13 protein-coding genes are annotated in these 16,271 nt (G+C 68.9%); 10 read left to right on the top strand and 3 right to left on the bottom strand.

The window, feature by feature from the left end; translation table 11 throughout:
* Positions 1 to 188: 188 nt before the first annotated feature.
* Entirely contained in the window at positions 189 to 1,223 is a 1,035-nt protein-coding gene (locus HWX36_RS14415) for a LacI family DNA-binding transcriptional regulator (RefSeq protein WP_175952751.1), read from the top strand.
* Positions 1,224 to 1,357: 134 nt separating this feature from the next.
* Here the strand turns inward: HWX36_RS14415 and HWX36_RS14410 are convergent, their stop codons facing one another.
* Entirely contained in the window at positions 1,358 to 3,463 is a 2,106-nt protein-coding gene (locus tag HWX36_RS14410) for a TonB-dependent receptor (RefSeq protein ID WP_175952750.1), read from the bottom strand.
* A 392-nt stretch (positions 3,464 to 3,855) separates the two neighbouring features.
* On the opposite strand from HWX36_RS14410, the gene HWX36_RS14405 reads away from it, so the two are divergent.
* Complete coding sequence (locus HWX36_RS14405; RefSeq protein WP_175952749.1) at positions 3,856 to 4,332, top strand: OsmC family protein; 477 nt, start codon at positions 3,856 to 3,858, stop codon at positions 4,330 to 4,332.
* 2 nt (positions 4,333 to 4,334) lie between these two features.
* Here HWX36_RS14405 and HWX36_RS14400 read toward each other — a convergent pair whose 3' ends face one another.
* On the bottom strand, positions 4,335 to 5,285 hold the full coding sequence (locus HWX36_RS14400) for a LysR substrate-binding domain-containing protein (RefSeq protein ID WP_175952748.1): 951 nt from the start codon (positions 5,283 to 5,285) through the stop codon (positions 4,335 to 4,337).
* 114 nt (positions 5,286 to 5,399) lie between these two features.
* Between HWX36_RS14400 and HWX36_RS14395 the strand changes: the two genes are divergently transcribed.
* The 8 genes from HWX36_RS14395 (at position 5,400) to HWX36_RS14360 (ending at position 15,179) form a co-directional block, all read left to right on the top strand.
* Positions 5,400 to 7,151 carry an IlvD/Edd family dehydratase gene (locus tag HWX36_RS14395; RefSeq protein WP_175952747.1) on the top strand — a complete coding sequence of 584 codons (1,752 nt, stop codon included), beginning with the start codon at positions 5,400 to 5,402 and terminating at the stop codon, positions 7,149 to 7,151.
* A 79-nt stretch (positions 7,152 to 7,230) separates the two neighbouring features.
* Complete coding sequence (locus HWX36_RS14390; RefSeq protein WP_175952746.1) at positions 7,231 to 8,592, top strand: MFS transporter; 1,362 nt, start codon at positions 7,231 to 7,233, stop codon at positions 8,590 to 8,592.
* 50 nt (positions 8,593 to 8,642) lie between these two features.
* Positions 8,643 to 9,572 (top strand): dihydrodipicolinate synthase family protein, encoded by a 930-nt coding sequence (locus HWX36_RS14385; RefSeq protein ID WP_175952745.1) that lies wholly within the window; start codon positions 8,643 to 8,645, stop codon positions 9,570 to 9,572.
* A gap of 25 nt (positions 9,573 to 9,597) precedes the next feature.
* Complete coding sequence (locus tag HWX36_RS14380; protein ID WP_175952744.1) at positions 9,598 to 10,527, top strand: Gfo/Idh/MocA family oxidoreductase; 930 nt, start codon at positions 9,598 to 9,600, stop codon at positions 10,525 to 10,527.
* Between the two features lie 73 nt (positions 10,528 to 10,600).
* Entirely contained in the window at positions 10,601 to 11,605 is a 1,005-nt protein-coding gene (locus tag HWX36_RS14375; RefSeq protein ID WP_175952743.1) for an arabinose ABC transporter substrate-binding protein, read from the top strand.
* 22 nt (positions 11,606 to 11,627) lie between these two features.
* Positions 11,628 to 13,178 carry an L-arabinose ABC transporter ATP-binding protein AraG gene (gene araG / locus HWX36_RS14370; RefSeq protein WP_175952742.1) on the top strand — a complete coding sequence of 517 codons (1,551 nt, stop codon included), beginning with the start codon at positions 11,628 to 11,630 and terminating at the stop codon, positions 13,176 to 13,178.
* Positions 13,179 to 13,211: 33 nt separating this feature from the next.
* Complete coding sequence (gene araH / locus HWX36_RS14365) at positions 13,212 to 14,231, top strand: L-arabinose ABC transporter permease AraH (protein WP_175952741.1); 1,020 nt, start codon at positions 13,212 to 13,214, stop codon at positions 14,229 to 14,231.
* 45 nt (positions 14,232 to 14,276) lie between these two features.
* The gene (locus HWX36_RS14360; RefSeq protein ID WP_175952740.1) at positions 14,277 to 15,179 is read left to right on the top strand and encodes an SMP-30/gluconolactonase/LRE family protein; all 903 of its coding nucleotides are present in this window, start codon (positions 14,277 to 14,279) and stop codon (positions 15,177 to 15,179) included.
* A gap of 117 nt (positions 15,180 to 15,296) precedes the next feature.
* Here the strand turns inward: HWX36_RS14360 and HWX36_RS14355 are convergent, their stop codons facing one another.
* Positions 15,297 to 16,190, bottom strand: a complete 894-nt coding sequence (locus HWX36_RS14355) for an amidohydrolase family protein (RefSeq protein ID WP_175952739.1) — start codon at positions 16,188 to 16,190, stop codon at positions 15,297 to 15,299.
* Positions 16,191 to 16,271 lie beyond the last annotated feature (81 nt).

Raw genomic sequence — 16,271 nt, 5'->3', positions numbered from 1 at the left:
GTCTCCGCTCCATGTTCTAATGCGCTTTCATCAGTGATTAAGCGCTTAATCATCGCGATCAAAAAAAGAGGCGATGCGATCGCGGCCGAGTCGCGCCCGTCGGTCGGGCGGCAGGGTGTGCGGCGATAGTGCGCCGCTTCGGTGAGCGAAGCAAATACTGGATAGACATCTCATATAGTGGGCAAGCGATGGCAACCCTGGATGAAGTGGCGCGCCGCGCCGGCGTGACGGCCGCAACCGTATCGAACGTGCTGCGCGACCGCGGCCGGGTGGGCGACGCGACGCGTGCGCGGGTGCTGGAAGCCGTGGAGGCGCTCGGGTATCGGCCGCATCTCGCGGCGCGGGCACTCGCCGAAGGGCGCGCGCCGACGGTCGCGCTGATGGTGTCGAGCATCGCGAACCCGTTCTATCCGGAATTCGCGCTGGCGGTCGAGCGCGCGGTGCGCCGCAACGGGCAGTTCCTGATCGTCTGCAATACGAACGAAGATCCATTGCAGGGCCGAGCGTATCTCGACCAGATCGCCGGCACGATCTCCGAAGGCATTCTCGTGACCAATGCGAACCTGCATCTGCCGGATCTGCTCGATGTGGCGGCGCGCGGCGTGCCGGTCGTGCTGTGTCTGTGGGAGCGGCCCGATGCGCCGCCCGAAGGGTTGCCGTGCGTGGCGGTGGATTTCCGCGAAGCCGGGCGGATCGCGACGCGGCATCTGCTCGAACTCGGGCACCGGACGATCGGCGTGATCGTCGGCGGATCGGCGAGCGGCGTGCAGGCGGCGCGCTACGACGGCTTCGTCGACGTGATGCGCGAAGCGGGGCTCGATGCGACGATTGTCGCGGCGGAGCCCGATTCGATCGAAGGCGGCGTGCGCGCGGCGGGGCGGTTGCTCGACGCACATTCCGGGCTGACCGCGCTGGTCGCGACCAACGACCTGCCCGCGATCGGCGCCCTGCACGCGGCGGCGGATCGCGGCCGGCGCGTGCCCGACGACCTGTCGATCGTCGGTATTACCGATATTCATCTGGCGAGCGACACGCGTCCCACGTTGACGACGGTGGCGATCCCGACCGCCGAGGCCGCCGGGCTCGCGGTCGAACTGCTCAACGCGCTGCGCGAGGCGGGCGGCCGGATCGACGATGTGTCGCGCGTGCGGATCGCGTCGTTGCCGCGGTTGGTGGTGCGCGGTACGACGGCGGCGGTGTCCGGGCGACGCGCCGCCGTGTAGCGGGGGCGACGTGCGCGGCGTTTTCACGTTGCGGGCAATGGGTGGAGAGGCCCGCGATGTCTGCGGCGTCATTGCTGTTCGCGCACCGCACGCACGGTTTGCGTCCGGCGCGCGATGCACGTCGGCCGGCCGTTCTAGAACGAGTACGCGACGGAGGCGAACAGGCTGCGCGGCGCGCCCGGCGTGACCCACAGGCTGTTGTACGAGCTGACGTAGTACGTGCGATTGAACAGGTTGTTCAGCACGACCGACGCGCGCAGATGCTTGTTGACCTGCACGTAGCCGTTGAGCTGCACGGTCGCGTAAGCGGGCAGGTCGAAGCCGTCCTGCGTGTTCGCGGTGTTGCCCGCGCGGCGTCCGACGTAGATCACGCCCGCGCCCGCGCCGGCCTTGTCGACGAGCGGCAGCGCGGTTTCGTACATCAGCAGCGCGCTCCCGCTCAGCCGCGGAATGTCGACGAGGCGTGCGCCGGGCGTCAGCACGCTGTCGTGCGTGACCTGTGCATCGACGTAGGCGAGATTGACGATGCCGCGCAACCCGTGGCCCAGTTCGCCGTTCCATTCGAATTCGACGCCGCGGCTGCGTACTTCGCCGGCCGCACGCGAGAACCCGGTATTCGCCGGATCGGCGGTCAGCACGTTGCGTTTGTTCACGTAGAACGCGGCGACAGTCGCGAGCCAGCGCGTGCCGGCCCATTTCACGCCGGCCTCGTAGCCGCGCCCCTTCTCCGGATCGAACGCGCGGCCGTTCGCGTCGGCGCCGTTGTTCGGCCGGAACGAATACGCGGTGTTTGCGTAGAGCGACAGCGCGGGACTGGCTTCGTACACGATGCCGAGCCGCGGGCTCAGCGCCGTTTGCAGCTGGGTCGTCGTCACACCCGTCAGTCGATTCTCGACCGACTGGTGAAAGCGGTCCCAGCGCAGCCCGGCGAGCACTTTCCAGTGCGGCCCGAACGCGAGCGTGTCCTGCGCGTACAGGCCCTGGCCGTCGTCGCGCTCGAGCAGGTTCGTCGCGGTGCGCGGCACGGGCGCCGGCTGGCCGTAAACCGGATCGAAGATGTCGATCGCATACGGCGCCGCGGCCGTCGGCGTCGAGCGCGCGACGAACTGGTCGTAGTTGAAGCGATAGGCGTCGACGCCCATCACGAACGTGTGGCCGATGCCGGCGGTGCGGGCCTTGCCGGCCACCTCGACGCGCCCTTGCACGTCGTTCGAATGAAACGCGACCTGCCGGTAGCGGCGCCATAGCGTGCGCCCGTCCGGCTGCAGCGCGAACGCCTCGGACGAGCGGCCGGACAGGTCGGTGTCGCGCTGCGCGAAGCCGGCGTTGACCGACCAGTCGGCATTGAAGCGGTGTTCGAGCGTGAGCTGGTGGCCCGAGTTGCGCACGTCGAAGTCGCCGTCGCGCGGCTCGCCCAGGAACCTCGACGCCGGCACCGCACCGAGCTGCCCGTTGACCGCGACCACGCCGCGATCGAGCGGCGCGCGCTGGCGGGCGGTCTCGAATTCATAGTGCAGCGTCGTGTCCGCGCCGATGTCCCACGTGAACGACGGCGCGAACAGGTAGCGCTTGCTCGACACGGTATCGCGGAAGCTGCCGTTGTTCTCGTTCATCGCGACGAAGCGGTACGCGAGCGACTGCGTGACGGGGCCGGTCGAATCGAGCGTCTCGCGCAGCGCGCCGTAACTGCCGGCCGACACGCCGACGGTGTTCGAGCGCGCGAATTGCGGCTGCTTCGTCGTGTAGCTGATGAGGCCGCCGGGGTCGCCGCGGCCGTACAGCGCGGACGCGGGCCCCTTGAGCACTTCCATGCGTTCGAGGTTGGCGGTATCGCGCGGGACGCTCATCCCGCGATTCCACGAGAAGCCGTTGACGAGGTAGTCGGTGCCGGATGTGTTGCCGTCGCCGGCGAAGCCGCGCACCGCGTAGTTGTCCCACAGCCCGCCGAAGTTGTTTTGCCGCGCGACGCCGGCGACCCAGTCGTACAGGTCTTCGCCGCGCGTGGCGGCCACGGTCTGGATCAGTTTCTTGTCGACGCTGCTGACCGCGAACGGAATCTCCATCACGTCCGTCTCGGTGCGCGTCGCGCTCGTCGATTCCGGCGCGCGAAACGGCGCCGTCGTGCGCTGCCCGGAGACTTCGATCGCGGGCAGCGACAGTTCCTGAGCGTCGGCGGCGCCCAGGCCGGCCGCGCCGACGACGATGGCCATCGGTGCGGCCGCCCAGTTCTTCCTGCTCATACCCCGTCCTTCAGAGAGTGGTCCGCGTTCGGGCCGCGGGCCGTCTTGCGCCGGCATCCGTGTTCCAAACAGTACATTTGCGGGCCGAAATCTAATGCAAATGAGAGTTATTTGCAATCGTAAGCTGGCCTTGTTGCTTGGGGCGGGGAGTGACAGTGTCCGGCCGGGGAGCGGCCGGTCCGGTGGCTTGCCGCGTGAGGGCGGCCGGCAATGCGCGAGCGCGCGTTCGGCCGCCGGCCGGCGTCAGTTGCGTTCGACGAGCCGCAGCACGATGCGCCGGGCCGAATCGGGAGGCGCGACCGTCATCGCGCGGGCGACGCGGGCATTGCGTTCGCGCCGGGCATTCCGGTGACACAATGGCGGCCTCATATCCGATCGCAGAGGAGAGCGAGATGGCGCATGGCGAACACAAGTACCGCGTGGCAGTCGAGTGGACCGGCAACCGCGGAACCGGCACGTCGGGGTATCGCGAATATGGCCGCGATCATGTGATCCGCGCCGGTTCGAAGCCGGACCTTCCGGGCTCGTCGGACGCGGCGTTTCGCGGCGACGCGGCGCGCTGGAATCCGGAGGACCTGCTACTCGCGTCGGCCTCGGCGTGCCACAAGCTGTGGTATCTGCATCTTTGCTCGGAAGCCGGCATCCGCGTGCTCGCGTATGTCGACGACGCCGAAGGGACGATGCTCGACACCCCGGAGCAAGGGCGCTTCACCGAAATCGTGCTGCACCCGCGCGTGACGATCCGCGCGGGCGACGATCGCGCGCTGGCCGAGCGGCTGCATCACGATGCGCATGCGAAGTGCTATATCGCGAACTCCGTGAACTTTCCGATCCGGTGCGAACCGCGCGTCGAGTGCGCGGCCGCGTGACGTTACAACGCGATCCCGTACACCTCCCGCGCGGCCGCGCGGATCGCGTCGGCCATCACCGCGACGGCCGGTGAATGCAGCCGGTCGGTGCGGGTGATGATCCCGAAATCGTCCATCCGGCAATCCATCTGCAGCGGCAGCACCGACACGATGCCATGTCGCGCGTAGTACAGCGCGACGTCCTCCGCGAGCACCGCGATCATGTCGCTCTGCTCGATCAGCTGCGTGATGAACAGCAGCGCGGCCGTCTCGACGACGTTCGCGGGCGGCGCGAGGCTCGCGCGCTGGAACACCAGCTCGAAGCGGTGGCGCAGCACGCTGCCGGCCGGCGGCATGATCCACGCGGCACGTTGCACGTCGGCGAGCGACAGCGGCGCCTGCGCGAGCAGCGGATGGCCGGGCCGCACGACGGCCGCGACCGGCTCGCCGGTCAGCGGCTCGTAGCGCAGGTGCAGCTTGTCGTGTTCGGCTGACAGCCGGCCGAGCACGATGTCGAGCTTGTCCTGTGCGAGGTGTTCGAGCAGCGCATTGCTCGTGTCGATCGCGACGGACACGCGCACGTTCGCGTGCGTGTCCTTCACCGCGGCGACGGCCGGCGGCACGAGCCGCAGGCCCGGCGACGTGATCGCCCCCACCGCCACATGGCCGAGATGGCCGGCCTTCAGCGCGGCCAGTTCCTCGTGCGCCTGGTCGAGGCTGCCGAGCGCCGCGCGTGCGTGGCGGATCAGCGCGTCGCCGTACAGCGTCGGCCGCATCCCGCGCGGCAGGCGTTCGAACAGCACCGCGCCGATCGATTCCTCGAGTTCGCGCAGCAGCTTCGACGCGGCCGGCTGCGTCATGTTCAGCGCGGCCGCCGCGCGGTGAATACTGCCTTCGTCGGCAAGCGCGACGACCAGCAGAAGCTGGCGCGTCTTCAGGCGGCCACGGTTTCCCCACGGGCTGGCTTCGGGCATCGTACGGGTTTATATCGATATCGAATTGGATATCGTAATCGACCAAAACGTCATTAGCGAGTTATCAAAATTCTGCCTAGACTGCGCCGGTATCCCGTCACCACAGGACTGACGATGTCGGCAACGAAACCCAGGCTGCGCTCCGCCCAATGGTTCGGCACGAACGACAAGAACGGCTTCATGTACCGGAGCTGGATGAAGAACCAGGGCATCCCCGATCACGAGTTCGATGGCCGGCCGATCATCGGCATCTGCAATACGTGGTCCGAACTGACGCCGTGCAACGCGCACTTCCGCAAGCTCGCCGAGCACGTGAAGCGCGGGATCTTCGAGGCGGGCGGCTTCCCGGTCGAGTTCCCGGTGTTCTCGAACGGCGAATCGAACCTGCGGCCGTCGGCGATGCTTACGCGCAACCTCGCGTCGATGGACGTCGAGGAAGCGATCCGCGGCAACCCGATCGACGCGGTCGTGCTGCTCGCCGGCTGCGACAAGACCACGCCCGCGCTGTTGATGGGCGCGGCGAGCTGCGACGTGCCGGCGATCGTCGTGTCGGGCGGCCCGATGCTGAACGGCAAGCTCGAAGGCAAAAACATCGGCTCGGGCACGGCCGTGTGGCAGCTGCACGAAGCGCTGAAGGCCGGCGAGATCGACCTGCATCACTTCCTGTCGGCCGAAGCCGGGATGTCGCGCTCGGCCGGCACCTGCAACACGATGGGCACCGCGTCGACGATGGCCTGCATGGCCGAGGCGCTCGGCGTCACGCTGCCGCACAACGCGGCGATTCCGGCCGTCGATTCGCGCCGCTACGTGCTCGCGCACATGTCCGGCATCCGCATCGTCGAGATGGCGCTCGAAGGGCTCGTGCTGTCGAAGATCCTGACGCGCGCGGCATTCGAAAACGCGATCCGCGCGAACGCGGCGATCGGTGGTTCGACCAACGCGGTGATCCACCTGAAGGCGATTGCGGGCCGCATCGGCGTGCCGCTCGAACTGGAAGACTGGATGCGCATCGGCCGCGACACGCCGACGATCGTCGACCTGATGCCGTCGGGCCGCTTCCTGATGGAGGAGTTCTATTACGCGGGCGGGCTGCCGGCCGTGCTGCGCCGGCTCGGCGAAGGCGGGCTGCTGCCGAACCCGGATGCGCTGACGGTGAACGGCAAATCGCTGTGGGACAACGTGCGCGAAGCGCCGAACTACGACGACGAGGTGATCCGCCCGCTCGACCGGCCGCTGATCGCGGACGGCGGCATCCGCATCCTGCGCGGCAATCTCGCGCCGCGCGGCGCGGTGCTGAAGCCGTCGGCGGCGAGCCCCGAGCTGTTGAAGCATCGCGGCCGCGCGGTGGTGTTCGAGAACTTCGACCACTACAAGGCCACGATCAACGACGAAGCGCTCGACGTCGATGCAAGCTCGGTGCTCGTGCTGAAGAACTGCGGGCCGCGCGGTTATCCGGGGATGGCCGAGGTCGGCAACATGGGGCTGCCGCCGAAGCTGCTGCGCCAGGGCGTGAAGGACATGGTGCGGATTTCCGACGCGCGGATGAGCGGCACCGCGTACGGCACGGTCGTGCTGCACGTCGCGCCGGAGGCCGCCGCCGGCGGGCCGCTCGCGGCCGTGCGCAACGGCGACTGGATCGAGCTCGACTGCGAGGCCGGCACGCTGCATCTCGACATTACGGATGACGAACTGCAGCGCCGCCTGTCGGACGTCGATCCGGCCGCGGCGCCGGGCGTGGCCGGCCAGCTCGGCAAGGGCGGCTACGCGCGGCTGTATATCGATCACGTGCTGCAGGCCGACGAGGGGTGCGACCTCGACTTCCTGGTCGGCACGCGCGGCGCGGACGTGCCGAGCCACTCGCATTGAGCGGCGCGCACGAAACGCGGCACAGGTGAAGCAGGACAGACCGGCGACGACGCCGGCACAGCCCACCCATGGAGACACGATGACGACGACGCAGCACCCGTCCGCGACACCGGCCGCGGCTCAATCCGGCCCGTCGGCCGCCGTCGACGAACGGCGGTTGATGCGCACGCTCACGCGCAGGCTGGTGCCGTTTCTCGCATTGATCTACGTGGTGGCCTATGTCGACCGCACGGTCGTCGGCTTCGCGAAGCTGCACATGAATGCGGCCGTCGGCCTGGGCGACGCCGCGTACGGGCTCGGCGCGGGCCTGTTCTTCATCGGCTATTTCCTGTGCGAGGTGCCGAGCAATCTCGCGCTCGGCCGCTTCGGTGCACGCGTGTGGTTCGCGCGGATTCTCGCGACGTGGGGCGTGATCACGATGGCGATGGCGCTCGTGCGTGGGCCGGCCAGCTTCTACGTGCTGCGCTTCCTGCTCGGCGCGGCCGAAGCCGGCCTGTATCCGGGCATCCTGTATTTCCTCACGCAGTGGTTTCCGATGCGCGGCCGCGCGCGCGTGATCGGGCTGCTGGTGCTCGCGCAGCCGATCGCCGGCATCGTGACGGGGCCGCTCGCGGGCTGGCTGCTGTCGACGCACGGGCTGTTCGGGCTGTCGAACTGGCAGGCGCTGTTCGTCGCCAGCGGCCTGCCGGCCGTGCTGCTCGTGTGGCCGACGCTGCGGCTGCTGCCCGAATCGCCGGAGCGCGCGCGCTGGCTGAACGATGACGAGCGGCGCTGGATCGCGCGCCAGCTCGCCGCCGATCGCGACACGTACCGCCCCGACGCGCACCGCAACCCGCTCGCCACGCTGGCCGACCGGCGCGTGCTGCTGCTCGCGGCGCTGTTCCTGCCGTTCCCGCTGTGCATCTACGGGCTGTCGCTGTGGCTGCCGACGATCATTCATGCGTTTGGCGCGGGCGACACGGCCACCGGCCTGCTGTCCGCCGTGCCGTACCTGTTCGCGGTGGTCGGGCTGCTGGTCGTGCCGCGTCATTCGGATCGCACGCGCGAACGCTACTGGCACATCGTCGTCGTGTCGGCCGCCGCGGCGCTGACGATGGCCGCCAGCGCATGGGCGCGTCAGCCCGCGCTGCAGTTCCTGTTCATCTGCGTCACCGCGTTCTCGCTTTACTCGATCCAGGCCGTCGTCTGGGCGCTGCCCGGCGAGTTCCTGACCGGGACGAGCGCGGCGGTCGGCATCGCCGCGATCAATTCGCTCGCGAATCTCGGCGGCTATGTCGGGCCGTACGGCATCGGCCTGATCAAGCAGGCGACCGGCAGCCTCGCGGCCGGCCTGTATTTCCTCGCGGCGACGCTTTTGTTCGCGGTGCTGATCACGTTCGTGGTCCGCGCGACGCTGCGCGCGCCGCAGCCGGCCGCGGGCGCGCTCGCCCGCGAATCCTGAACGCATTGTTTTCCGGCTGAATGCCGCTTCGACCGACGCAGGACCGAACCATGACCTCGAGCAGCACGCCGCGCTATCGCGGCATCTTCCCCGTCGTTCCGACGACGTTTACCGACACCGGCGAGCTCGACCTCGCGAGCCAGAAGCGCGCGGTCGATTTCATGATCGATGCGGGCTCGGACGGGCTGTGCCTCCTCGCGAACTTCTCCGAGCAGTTCGCGATCACCGACGACGAACGCGACGTGCTCACGCGCACGATTCTCGAACACGTGGCGGGCCGCGTGCCGGTGATCGTCACGACGTCGCACTACAGCACGCAGGTGTGCGCGGCGCGCAGCCTGCGCGCGCAGCAGCTCGGCGCGGCGATGGTGATGGCGATGCCGCCGTATCACGGCGCGACGTTCCGCGTGCCGGAGGCGCAGATCTTCGAGTTCTACGCCCGCGTGTCCGACGCGATCGCCATCCCGATCATGATCCAGGACGCCCCCGCGAGCGGCACCGCGCTCGCCGCGCCGTTCCTCGCGCGGATGGCGCGCGAGATCGAGCAGGTCGCGTACTTCAAGATCGAGACGCCCGGCGCCGCGACCAAGCTGCGCGAGCTGATCCGGCTCGGCGGCGACGCGATCGAGGGGCCGTGGGACGGCGAGGAGGCGATCACGCTGCTCGCCGACCTCCATGCGGGCGCGACCGGCGCGATGACGGGCGGCGCGTATCCGGACGGCATCCGGCCGATCCTCGAAGCATGGCGCGACGGGCGCCACGACGACGCGTATGCGCGCTACCAGGCGTGGCTGCCGCTGATCAATCACGAGAACCGCCAGTCCGGGATCCTCACCGCGAAGGCGCTGATGCGCGCAGGCGGCGTGATCGCGTGCGAGCGGCCGCGGCATCCGATGCCGGAACTGCATCCGGACACGCGCGCGGAACTGCTCGCGATCGCGCGCCGGCTCGATCCGCTCGTGCTGCGCTGGGCGCACTGAGCGATACGCGAAGGAGACATGCACGATGAATGATCAGGTTTCGCTGGGCGTCGTCGGGATCGGCAAGATCGCGCGCGACCAGCATCTTCCGGCGATCGCCGCCGAACCGGGCTTCGCGTTGACGGCCTGCGCGAGCCGCCACGCGGAAGTCACCGGCGTGCGCAACTATCGCGACCTCCGTGCGCTACTGGCCGCCGAGCGCGAGCTCGACGCCGTGTCGCTGTGCGCGCCGCCCCAGGTGCGCTATGCGCAGGCGCGTGCCGCACTCGAAGCCGGCAAGCACGTGATGCTCGAGAAGCCGCCGGGCGCGACACTCGGCGAAGTGGCCGCGCTGGAGGCGCTCGCGCGCGAACGCGGCCTCACGCTGTTCGCGACCTGGCATTCGCGCTGCGCGAGCGCGGTGGAGCCCGCCCGCGCGTGGCTCGCGACGCGCACGATCCGCGCGGTGCAGGTGCGCTGGAAAGAGGACGTGCGGCGCTGGCATCCGGGGCAGCAGTGGATCTGGGAGCCGGGCGGCCTCGGCGTGTTCGATCCGGGCATCAACGCGCTGTCGATCGTCACGCGGATCCTGCCGCGCGAGCTCGTGCTGCGCGAGGCGACGCTCATCGTGCCGAGCGACGTGCAGACGCCGATCGCGGCCGAACTCGATTGCGCGGATACCGACGGCGTGCCGGTGCGCGCGGAATTCGACTGGCGGCACGGCCCGCTCGAGCAATGGGAGATCGCGGTCGATACGGCCGACGGCGTGCTCGCGATCAGCCGCGGCGGCGCGCAATTGTCGATCGCGGGCGAGCCGGTCGAGCTCGGGCCGGAACGCGAGTATCCGGCGCTGTACGCGCACTTCCGCGCGCTGATCGCGCGCGGCGCAAGCGATGTCGACGTGCGGCCGCTGCGGCTCGTCGCCGATGCGTTTCTGTTCGGGCGGCGCGTCCAGACCGACGCGTTCGGCCGATGAACGTGCCGGCGCGCTTCGCCGCGGCCGCGCACGACGAATGATGAAGACCCCAGTCGATACAAGGAGACACGACATGAATCGCACGATTCGCCGCCATACCCTGCGCGCGCTGCTGGCCGCGCTTTGCATCGCGCCGCTCGGCATGCAGGGCGCCGCGCGCGCCGACGCGCCGCTGAAGATCGGCTTCCTGGTGAAGATGCCCGAGCAGGCCTGGTTCATCAACGAGCAGAACGCGGCGTCCGCGCTCGGCCAGAAGGAGAATTTCTCGGTCGTGAAGATCGGCACGCCCGACGGCGAGAAGGTGCTGGCCGCGATCGACAACCTCGGCTCGCAAGGCGCACAGGGCTTCGTGATCTGCGCGCCCGACGTGCGCCTCGGCCCGGCGATCGCCGCACGCGCGAAGCGCTACAACATGAAGTTCGTGACCGTCGACGACCAGCTCGTCGATTCGACCGGCAAGCCGCTGCCGAACGTGCCGCACCTCGGGATGTCGGCGACCAAGATCGGCAACCAGGTCGGCCAGGCCATTGCCGACGAGATGAAGCGGCGCGGCTGGAAGCCCGAGGAAGTCGGCGCGCTGCGGATCACGAACTACGAGCTGCCGACCGCGAAGCTGCGCACTGACGGCGCGACGCAGGCGCTGCTCGCGAACGGTTTCCGCAAGGAAAACATCTTCGATGCGCCGCAGAAGACGACCGACGACGAAGGCGGCTTCAGCGCGGCAGCTCCCGTGCTGGCGCGCCATCCGAACGTGAAGAAATGGGTGGTCTACGCACTGAACGAGGAAACCGTGCTCGGCGCGGTGCGCGCGACGGAGCAACTGCACATCCCGGCGGCCGACGTGATCGGCGTCGGCATCAACGGCGCGGGCGAGGCGTTCGCCGAATTCCAGAAGAAGGAGCCGACCGGCTTCTACGGGACAATCGCCGTCAGCTCGACGAACCACGGCAAGGACAGCACGCAGAACCTCGTCGACTGGATCCGCAACGGCAAGACGCCGCCGCCCGACACGCAGACGAGCGGCAAGCTGATGACGCGCGCGAACTGGCAGGCCGTGCGCGCCGAGCTCGGCATCTGAGCGGGCGCCGAGCGAGGAAACGATGACGATGACGGCCGTCACGCACGCAAACGCCGACGCCGGTGCCCACGCCCCGCCACCGGGCGGCGCCCCGCTGCTCGCGCTCGACGGCATCACGGTGACGTTCCCGGGCGTGCGCGCGCTCGACGCCGTGTCGCTGTCGGTGCGCGCGGGCGAAGTGCACGGGCTGATGGGCGAGAACGGCGCGGGGAAATCGACGCTGCTGAAGGTGCTGTCCGGCGTGAACCAGCCGCAGGCCGGCACGCTGACGCTGAACGGCACGGAGCAGCGTTTCGCGTCGACGCGTGCGGCGCTCGAGGCCGGCATCGCGATCATCTACCAGGAGCTGCATCTGGTGCCGGAGTTGACGGTCGCGGAGAACCTGATGCTCGGGCAACTGCCGAGCCGGCTCGGCGTGGTCGACGAACGCACGCTCGCCGCGCGCGCACTCGATGCGCTGGAGCGGCTCGGCGAGCACATCGATCCGGGCACCCCGGTGAAGTATCTGTCGATCGGCCAGCGCCAGATGATCGAGATCGGCAAGGCGCTGATGCGCGACGCGCGCGTGATCGCGTTCGACGAGCCGACGAGTTCGCTGTCGGCGCGCGAGACCACGCAGTTGTTCCGGATCATCCGCGCGCTGCGCGCGGAAGGCCGCGCGATCATCTACGTCACGCACCGGATGGAGGAAGTCTACGAACTGTGCGACCGCGTGACCGTGTTTCGCGACGGCCGCCGCATCGACACGTTCGATTCCGTCACCGATCTCGATCGCGACCGCTTGATCGGCTGCATGGTCGGTCGCTCGATCGAGGACGTGTACGGCTACCGGTCGCGCGCGGCCGGCGACGTGCTGATCGAGGCGAAGGGGCTGGCGGGGCCCGGGTTGTCCGAGCCCGTGTCGTTCACCGCGCGGCGCGGCGAGATCGTCGGCTTCTTCGGGCTCGTCGGCGCGGGCCGCTCGGAGCTGATGAAGCTGCTGTACGGCGCGGTGCGCCCGAGCGCGGGACATGTCGAGCTGAACGGGAAGCGGGTGGCGTTCGGGAGCCCACGCGACGCGGTACGCGCCGGCCTCGCGCTGTGTCCGGAAGACCGCAAGCAGGAGGGCATCGTCGCGATCGCATCGGTGGCCGACAACCTGAACATCAGCGCGCGCCGGCATTTCAGCCCGGCGCGGATGCTGCTCGACACGCGGCGCGAGCGCGAGCTCGCGCAACGCTACATCGAGCGGCTCGCGATCAAGACCCGCGACGGCGATACGCCGATCGGCGCGCTGTCGGGCGGCAACCAGCAGAAGGTCGTGCTCGCGCGCTGGCTGGCCGAACGCATCGACGTGTTCCTGATGGACGAGCCGACGCGCGGCATCGACGTCGGCGCGCGTGCGGAAATCTACAACCTGTTCTACGAACTCGCGGAAGCGGGCCGCACGGTGATCCTCGTGTCGAGCGACCTGGCCGAGGTGATCGGCGTGTCGGACCGGGTCATCGTGATGAAGGAAGGACGGATCGCGGGCGAGGTCGCGAAGGCGCAGGCGACGCCCGACGCGCTGATCAAGCTCGCGCTGCCGCGCTAGCGCCCCGCAACGATCAACCGGAATGCAAATGACATGAGCCAGGCAATGCAACCCCAACGTACCTCTCCATCCCCCGATGCCGCCCGCGTGCCCATGCGGGCGCGCGGCGGCGTGTGGCAACTGATCAACCGTTCCGGCATCGTGATGGTGTTTCTCGTGCTGTTCGCGACGCTGTCGCTGACGGTGCCGGACTTCCTCACGCCGCGCAACATCCAGGGCCTGCTGCTGTCGGTCACGCTGATCGGCTCGATCGCGGTGACGATGATGTTCGTGCTCGCGCTCGGCGAGGTCGACCTGTCGGTCGCGTCGATCGTCGCGTTCTCGGGCGTCGTCGCGTCGACGCTGATCACCGCGACGCACAGCGTGCTGTTCGGCGCCGCGGCCGGCGTGCTCGCGGGCGGCGCGGTCGGGCTCGTGAACGGCGTGCTGATCGCGCGCTACCGGATCAATTCGCTGATCGTCACGCTCGCGATGATGGAAGTCGTGCGCGGGCTCGCGTTCATCACGTCGAACGGCGACGCGGTGATGATCTCCGAGGAACGCTTCTTCGACCTCGGCGCCGGCTCGTTCCTCGGCATCTCGTATCCGATCTGGAGCAACATCGTCGGCTTCGTCGTGTTCGGCTTCCTGCTGCGCAAGACGGTGTTCGGCAAGAACGTGCTCGCCGTCGGCGGCAACGGCGAGGCCGCGCTGCTCGCGGGGCTGCCGGTGATGCGCATCAAGATCACCGTGTTCGTGCTGCAGGGGCTCGTGACGGGCTTCGCCGGCGTGATGCTCGCGTCGCGGATGAGCCTCGGCGATCCGAAGACGTCGGTCGGGCTCGAACTCGGCGTGATCTCCGCGTGCGTGCTCGGCGGCGTGTCGCTGACGGGCGGCGTCGCGACGATCTCCGGCGTGCTAGTCGGCGTGCTGATCATGGGCGCGGTGCAGGACGCGATGAGCCTGCTGAACGTGCCGACGTTTTACCAATATCTGATACGCGGCGGAATTCTGTTGCTCGCGGTGCTGTTCGACCAGTATCGTCGCAACCAGCGGCGCGCGATGAAGATCTGACGAAAGCGCGGCCGCCTGCGGACACGACAGATATCGGGAGACGGCATGCAACAGATTCATCCGGCCGGGCAGGCAACGCTGCTGGCCGACAGCCGCAACACGCTCGGCGAAGGCGCGACGTGGTGCGATGCGACGCACGCGCTGTACTGGACGGACATCGAAGGCGCGCAGTTGTGGCGATGCCGCGCGGACGGTTCCGGCCTGACGCCGTGGCCGATGCCCGAGCGGCTCGCGTGTTTCGCGCTGACCGACGATCCGGACGTGCTGCTCGTCGGGCTCGCGACGCATCTCGCGTTCTTCGACCTGCGCAGCGGCGCGTTCACGCGGATCGTCGACGTCGAACCCGATCTGCCGACGCGGCTGAACGACGGGCGCTGCGACCCGTTCGGCGCGTTCGTGTTCGGGATGAAGGACGAAGGCGGCGAGCCGCCGCGCGCGGTCGGCGGGTTCTACCGGCTCAAGCCGGATCTCACGCTCGAACGGCTCGCGCTGCCGCCGGCGGCGATCGCGAACAGCATCGCGTTCTCGCCGGACGGTTCGAGGATGTATTTCTGCGATTCGCTCGTTCGCGAGATTTTCGTCTGCGACTACCGCGCGGGCGGCGACGTCGCGAACGTGCGGCCGTTCGCGCGCCTGACCGACCCGGACGGCGACCCCGACGGCTCGACGATCGATCGCGACGGCGGCCTGTGGAACGCGCAGTGGGGCGGGCGGCGGGTGGTGCGCTACGGGCCGGACGGCATCGAGACGGCGCGCGTCGACGTGCCGACCGCGCAGCCGAGTTGCGCAACGCTCGATGGCGAAGGCCGCCTGTACGTGACGAGTGCGCGCGTCGGGTTGAGCGGCGATGCGCTGGCAAGTGATGCGCATGCGGGCGGCGTGTTCGTCGCGCAGACGCGGCATGCGGGGCTGCCGACCGCGCGGTTCACGCCGAAGCGCGCCACCTGAGCGTTACGGCGCGGCCAGCGACCAGCGGCCGGCGGCCGGCGGGCGCGGCGTCGTCGCACGGCCGCGCCGGCCGCGCCTGCCGCCGCGCCACGATCGGCGCATTCACCACTCGGCGCATCACTCGCGCGGCGCGTCGAGCCCCAACCCCAGCAACGCCACCGCGTTGTCCTTCAGGATCAGCGGATGCACGTCGGGCCGGAACCCGGCGCCGTGGAAATCCTCCAGCCAGCGATCCGGCCGGATCAGCGGAAAATCCGATGCGAACAGCACCTTGTGCCTGAGCAGCGTGTTTGCGTACTTCACCAGCTCCGGCGAGAAATACTTCGGCGACCATCCCGACAGATCGATGTAGACGTTCGGCTTGTGCAGCGCGATCGACAGCGCCTGCTCCTGCCACGGCCACGACGGGTGCGCGATCACGATCTTCATGTCCGGAAAGTCGGCGGCGACGTCGTCGAGATGGATCGGTTCGGAGTACTTCAGACGCAGCCCGCCGCCGCCGCGCATGCCCGATCCCATCCCCGAATGGCCGCTGTGAAACACGGCCGGCAGCCCATATTCGGCGATCACCTCGTAGATCGGATACGCGAGCCGGTCGTTCGGAAAGCACCCCTGCATCGTCGGGTGGAACTTGAAACCCTTCACGCCGTGTTCTTCGATCAGGCGGCGCGCCTCGCGCGCGCCGAAGCGCCCCTTGTGCGGGTCGATGCTCGCGAACGCGATCATCACGTCGGCGTTGTCCTGCGCGAACTGCGCGATCTCCTCATTCGGAATGCGGCGCCGGCCGATGTTCGTCTCGCAGTCGACGGTGAACATCACGAAGCCGATGCGGCGCTCGCGGTAGTACGCGATCGTCTCCGGAATCGTCGGCCGGCGGCCCTGCTTCAGCACCGTGCCGAAGTACTGGTCGGCTGCGTCGTCGAATGCCTTCGCGAACAGGTCGGGCGGCTGGCAGCACGACACTTCGGCATGCACGTGCGTGTCGATGGCGATCAGGTTGCGGATGTCCAAGCGTGTCTCCTCATGTCGTGAAGGGCAGGCGCCGCGCGGCGCGAAACCGTGCGTTCGTGCCCGTTTAGGGGTTTGTCCCGA

Origin of the sequence: Burkholderia sp. BCC0405 (assembly GCF_902833075.1) — a bacterium.
GTDB lineage: Bacteria > Pseudomonadota > Gammaproteobacteria > Burkholderiales > Burkholderiaceae > Burkholderia.
This window is presented reverse-complemented; position numbering and strand designations above follow the sequence as displayed.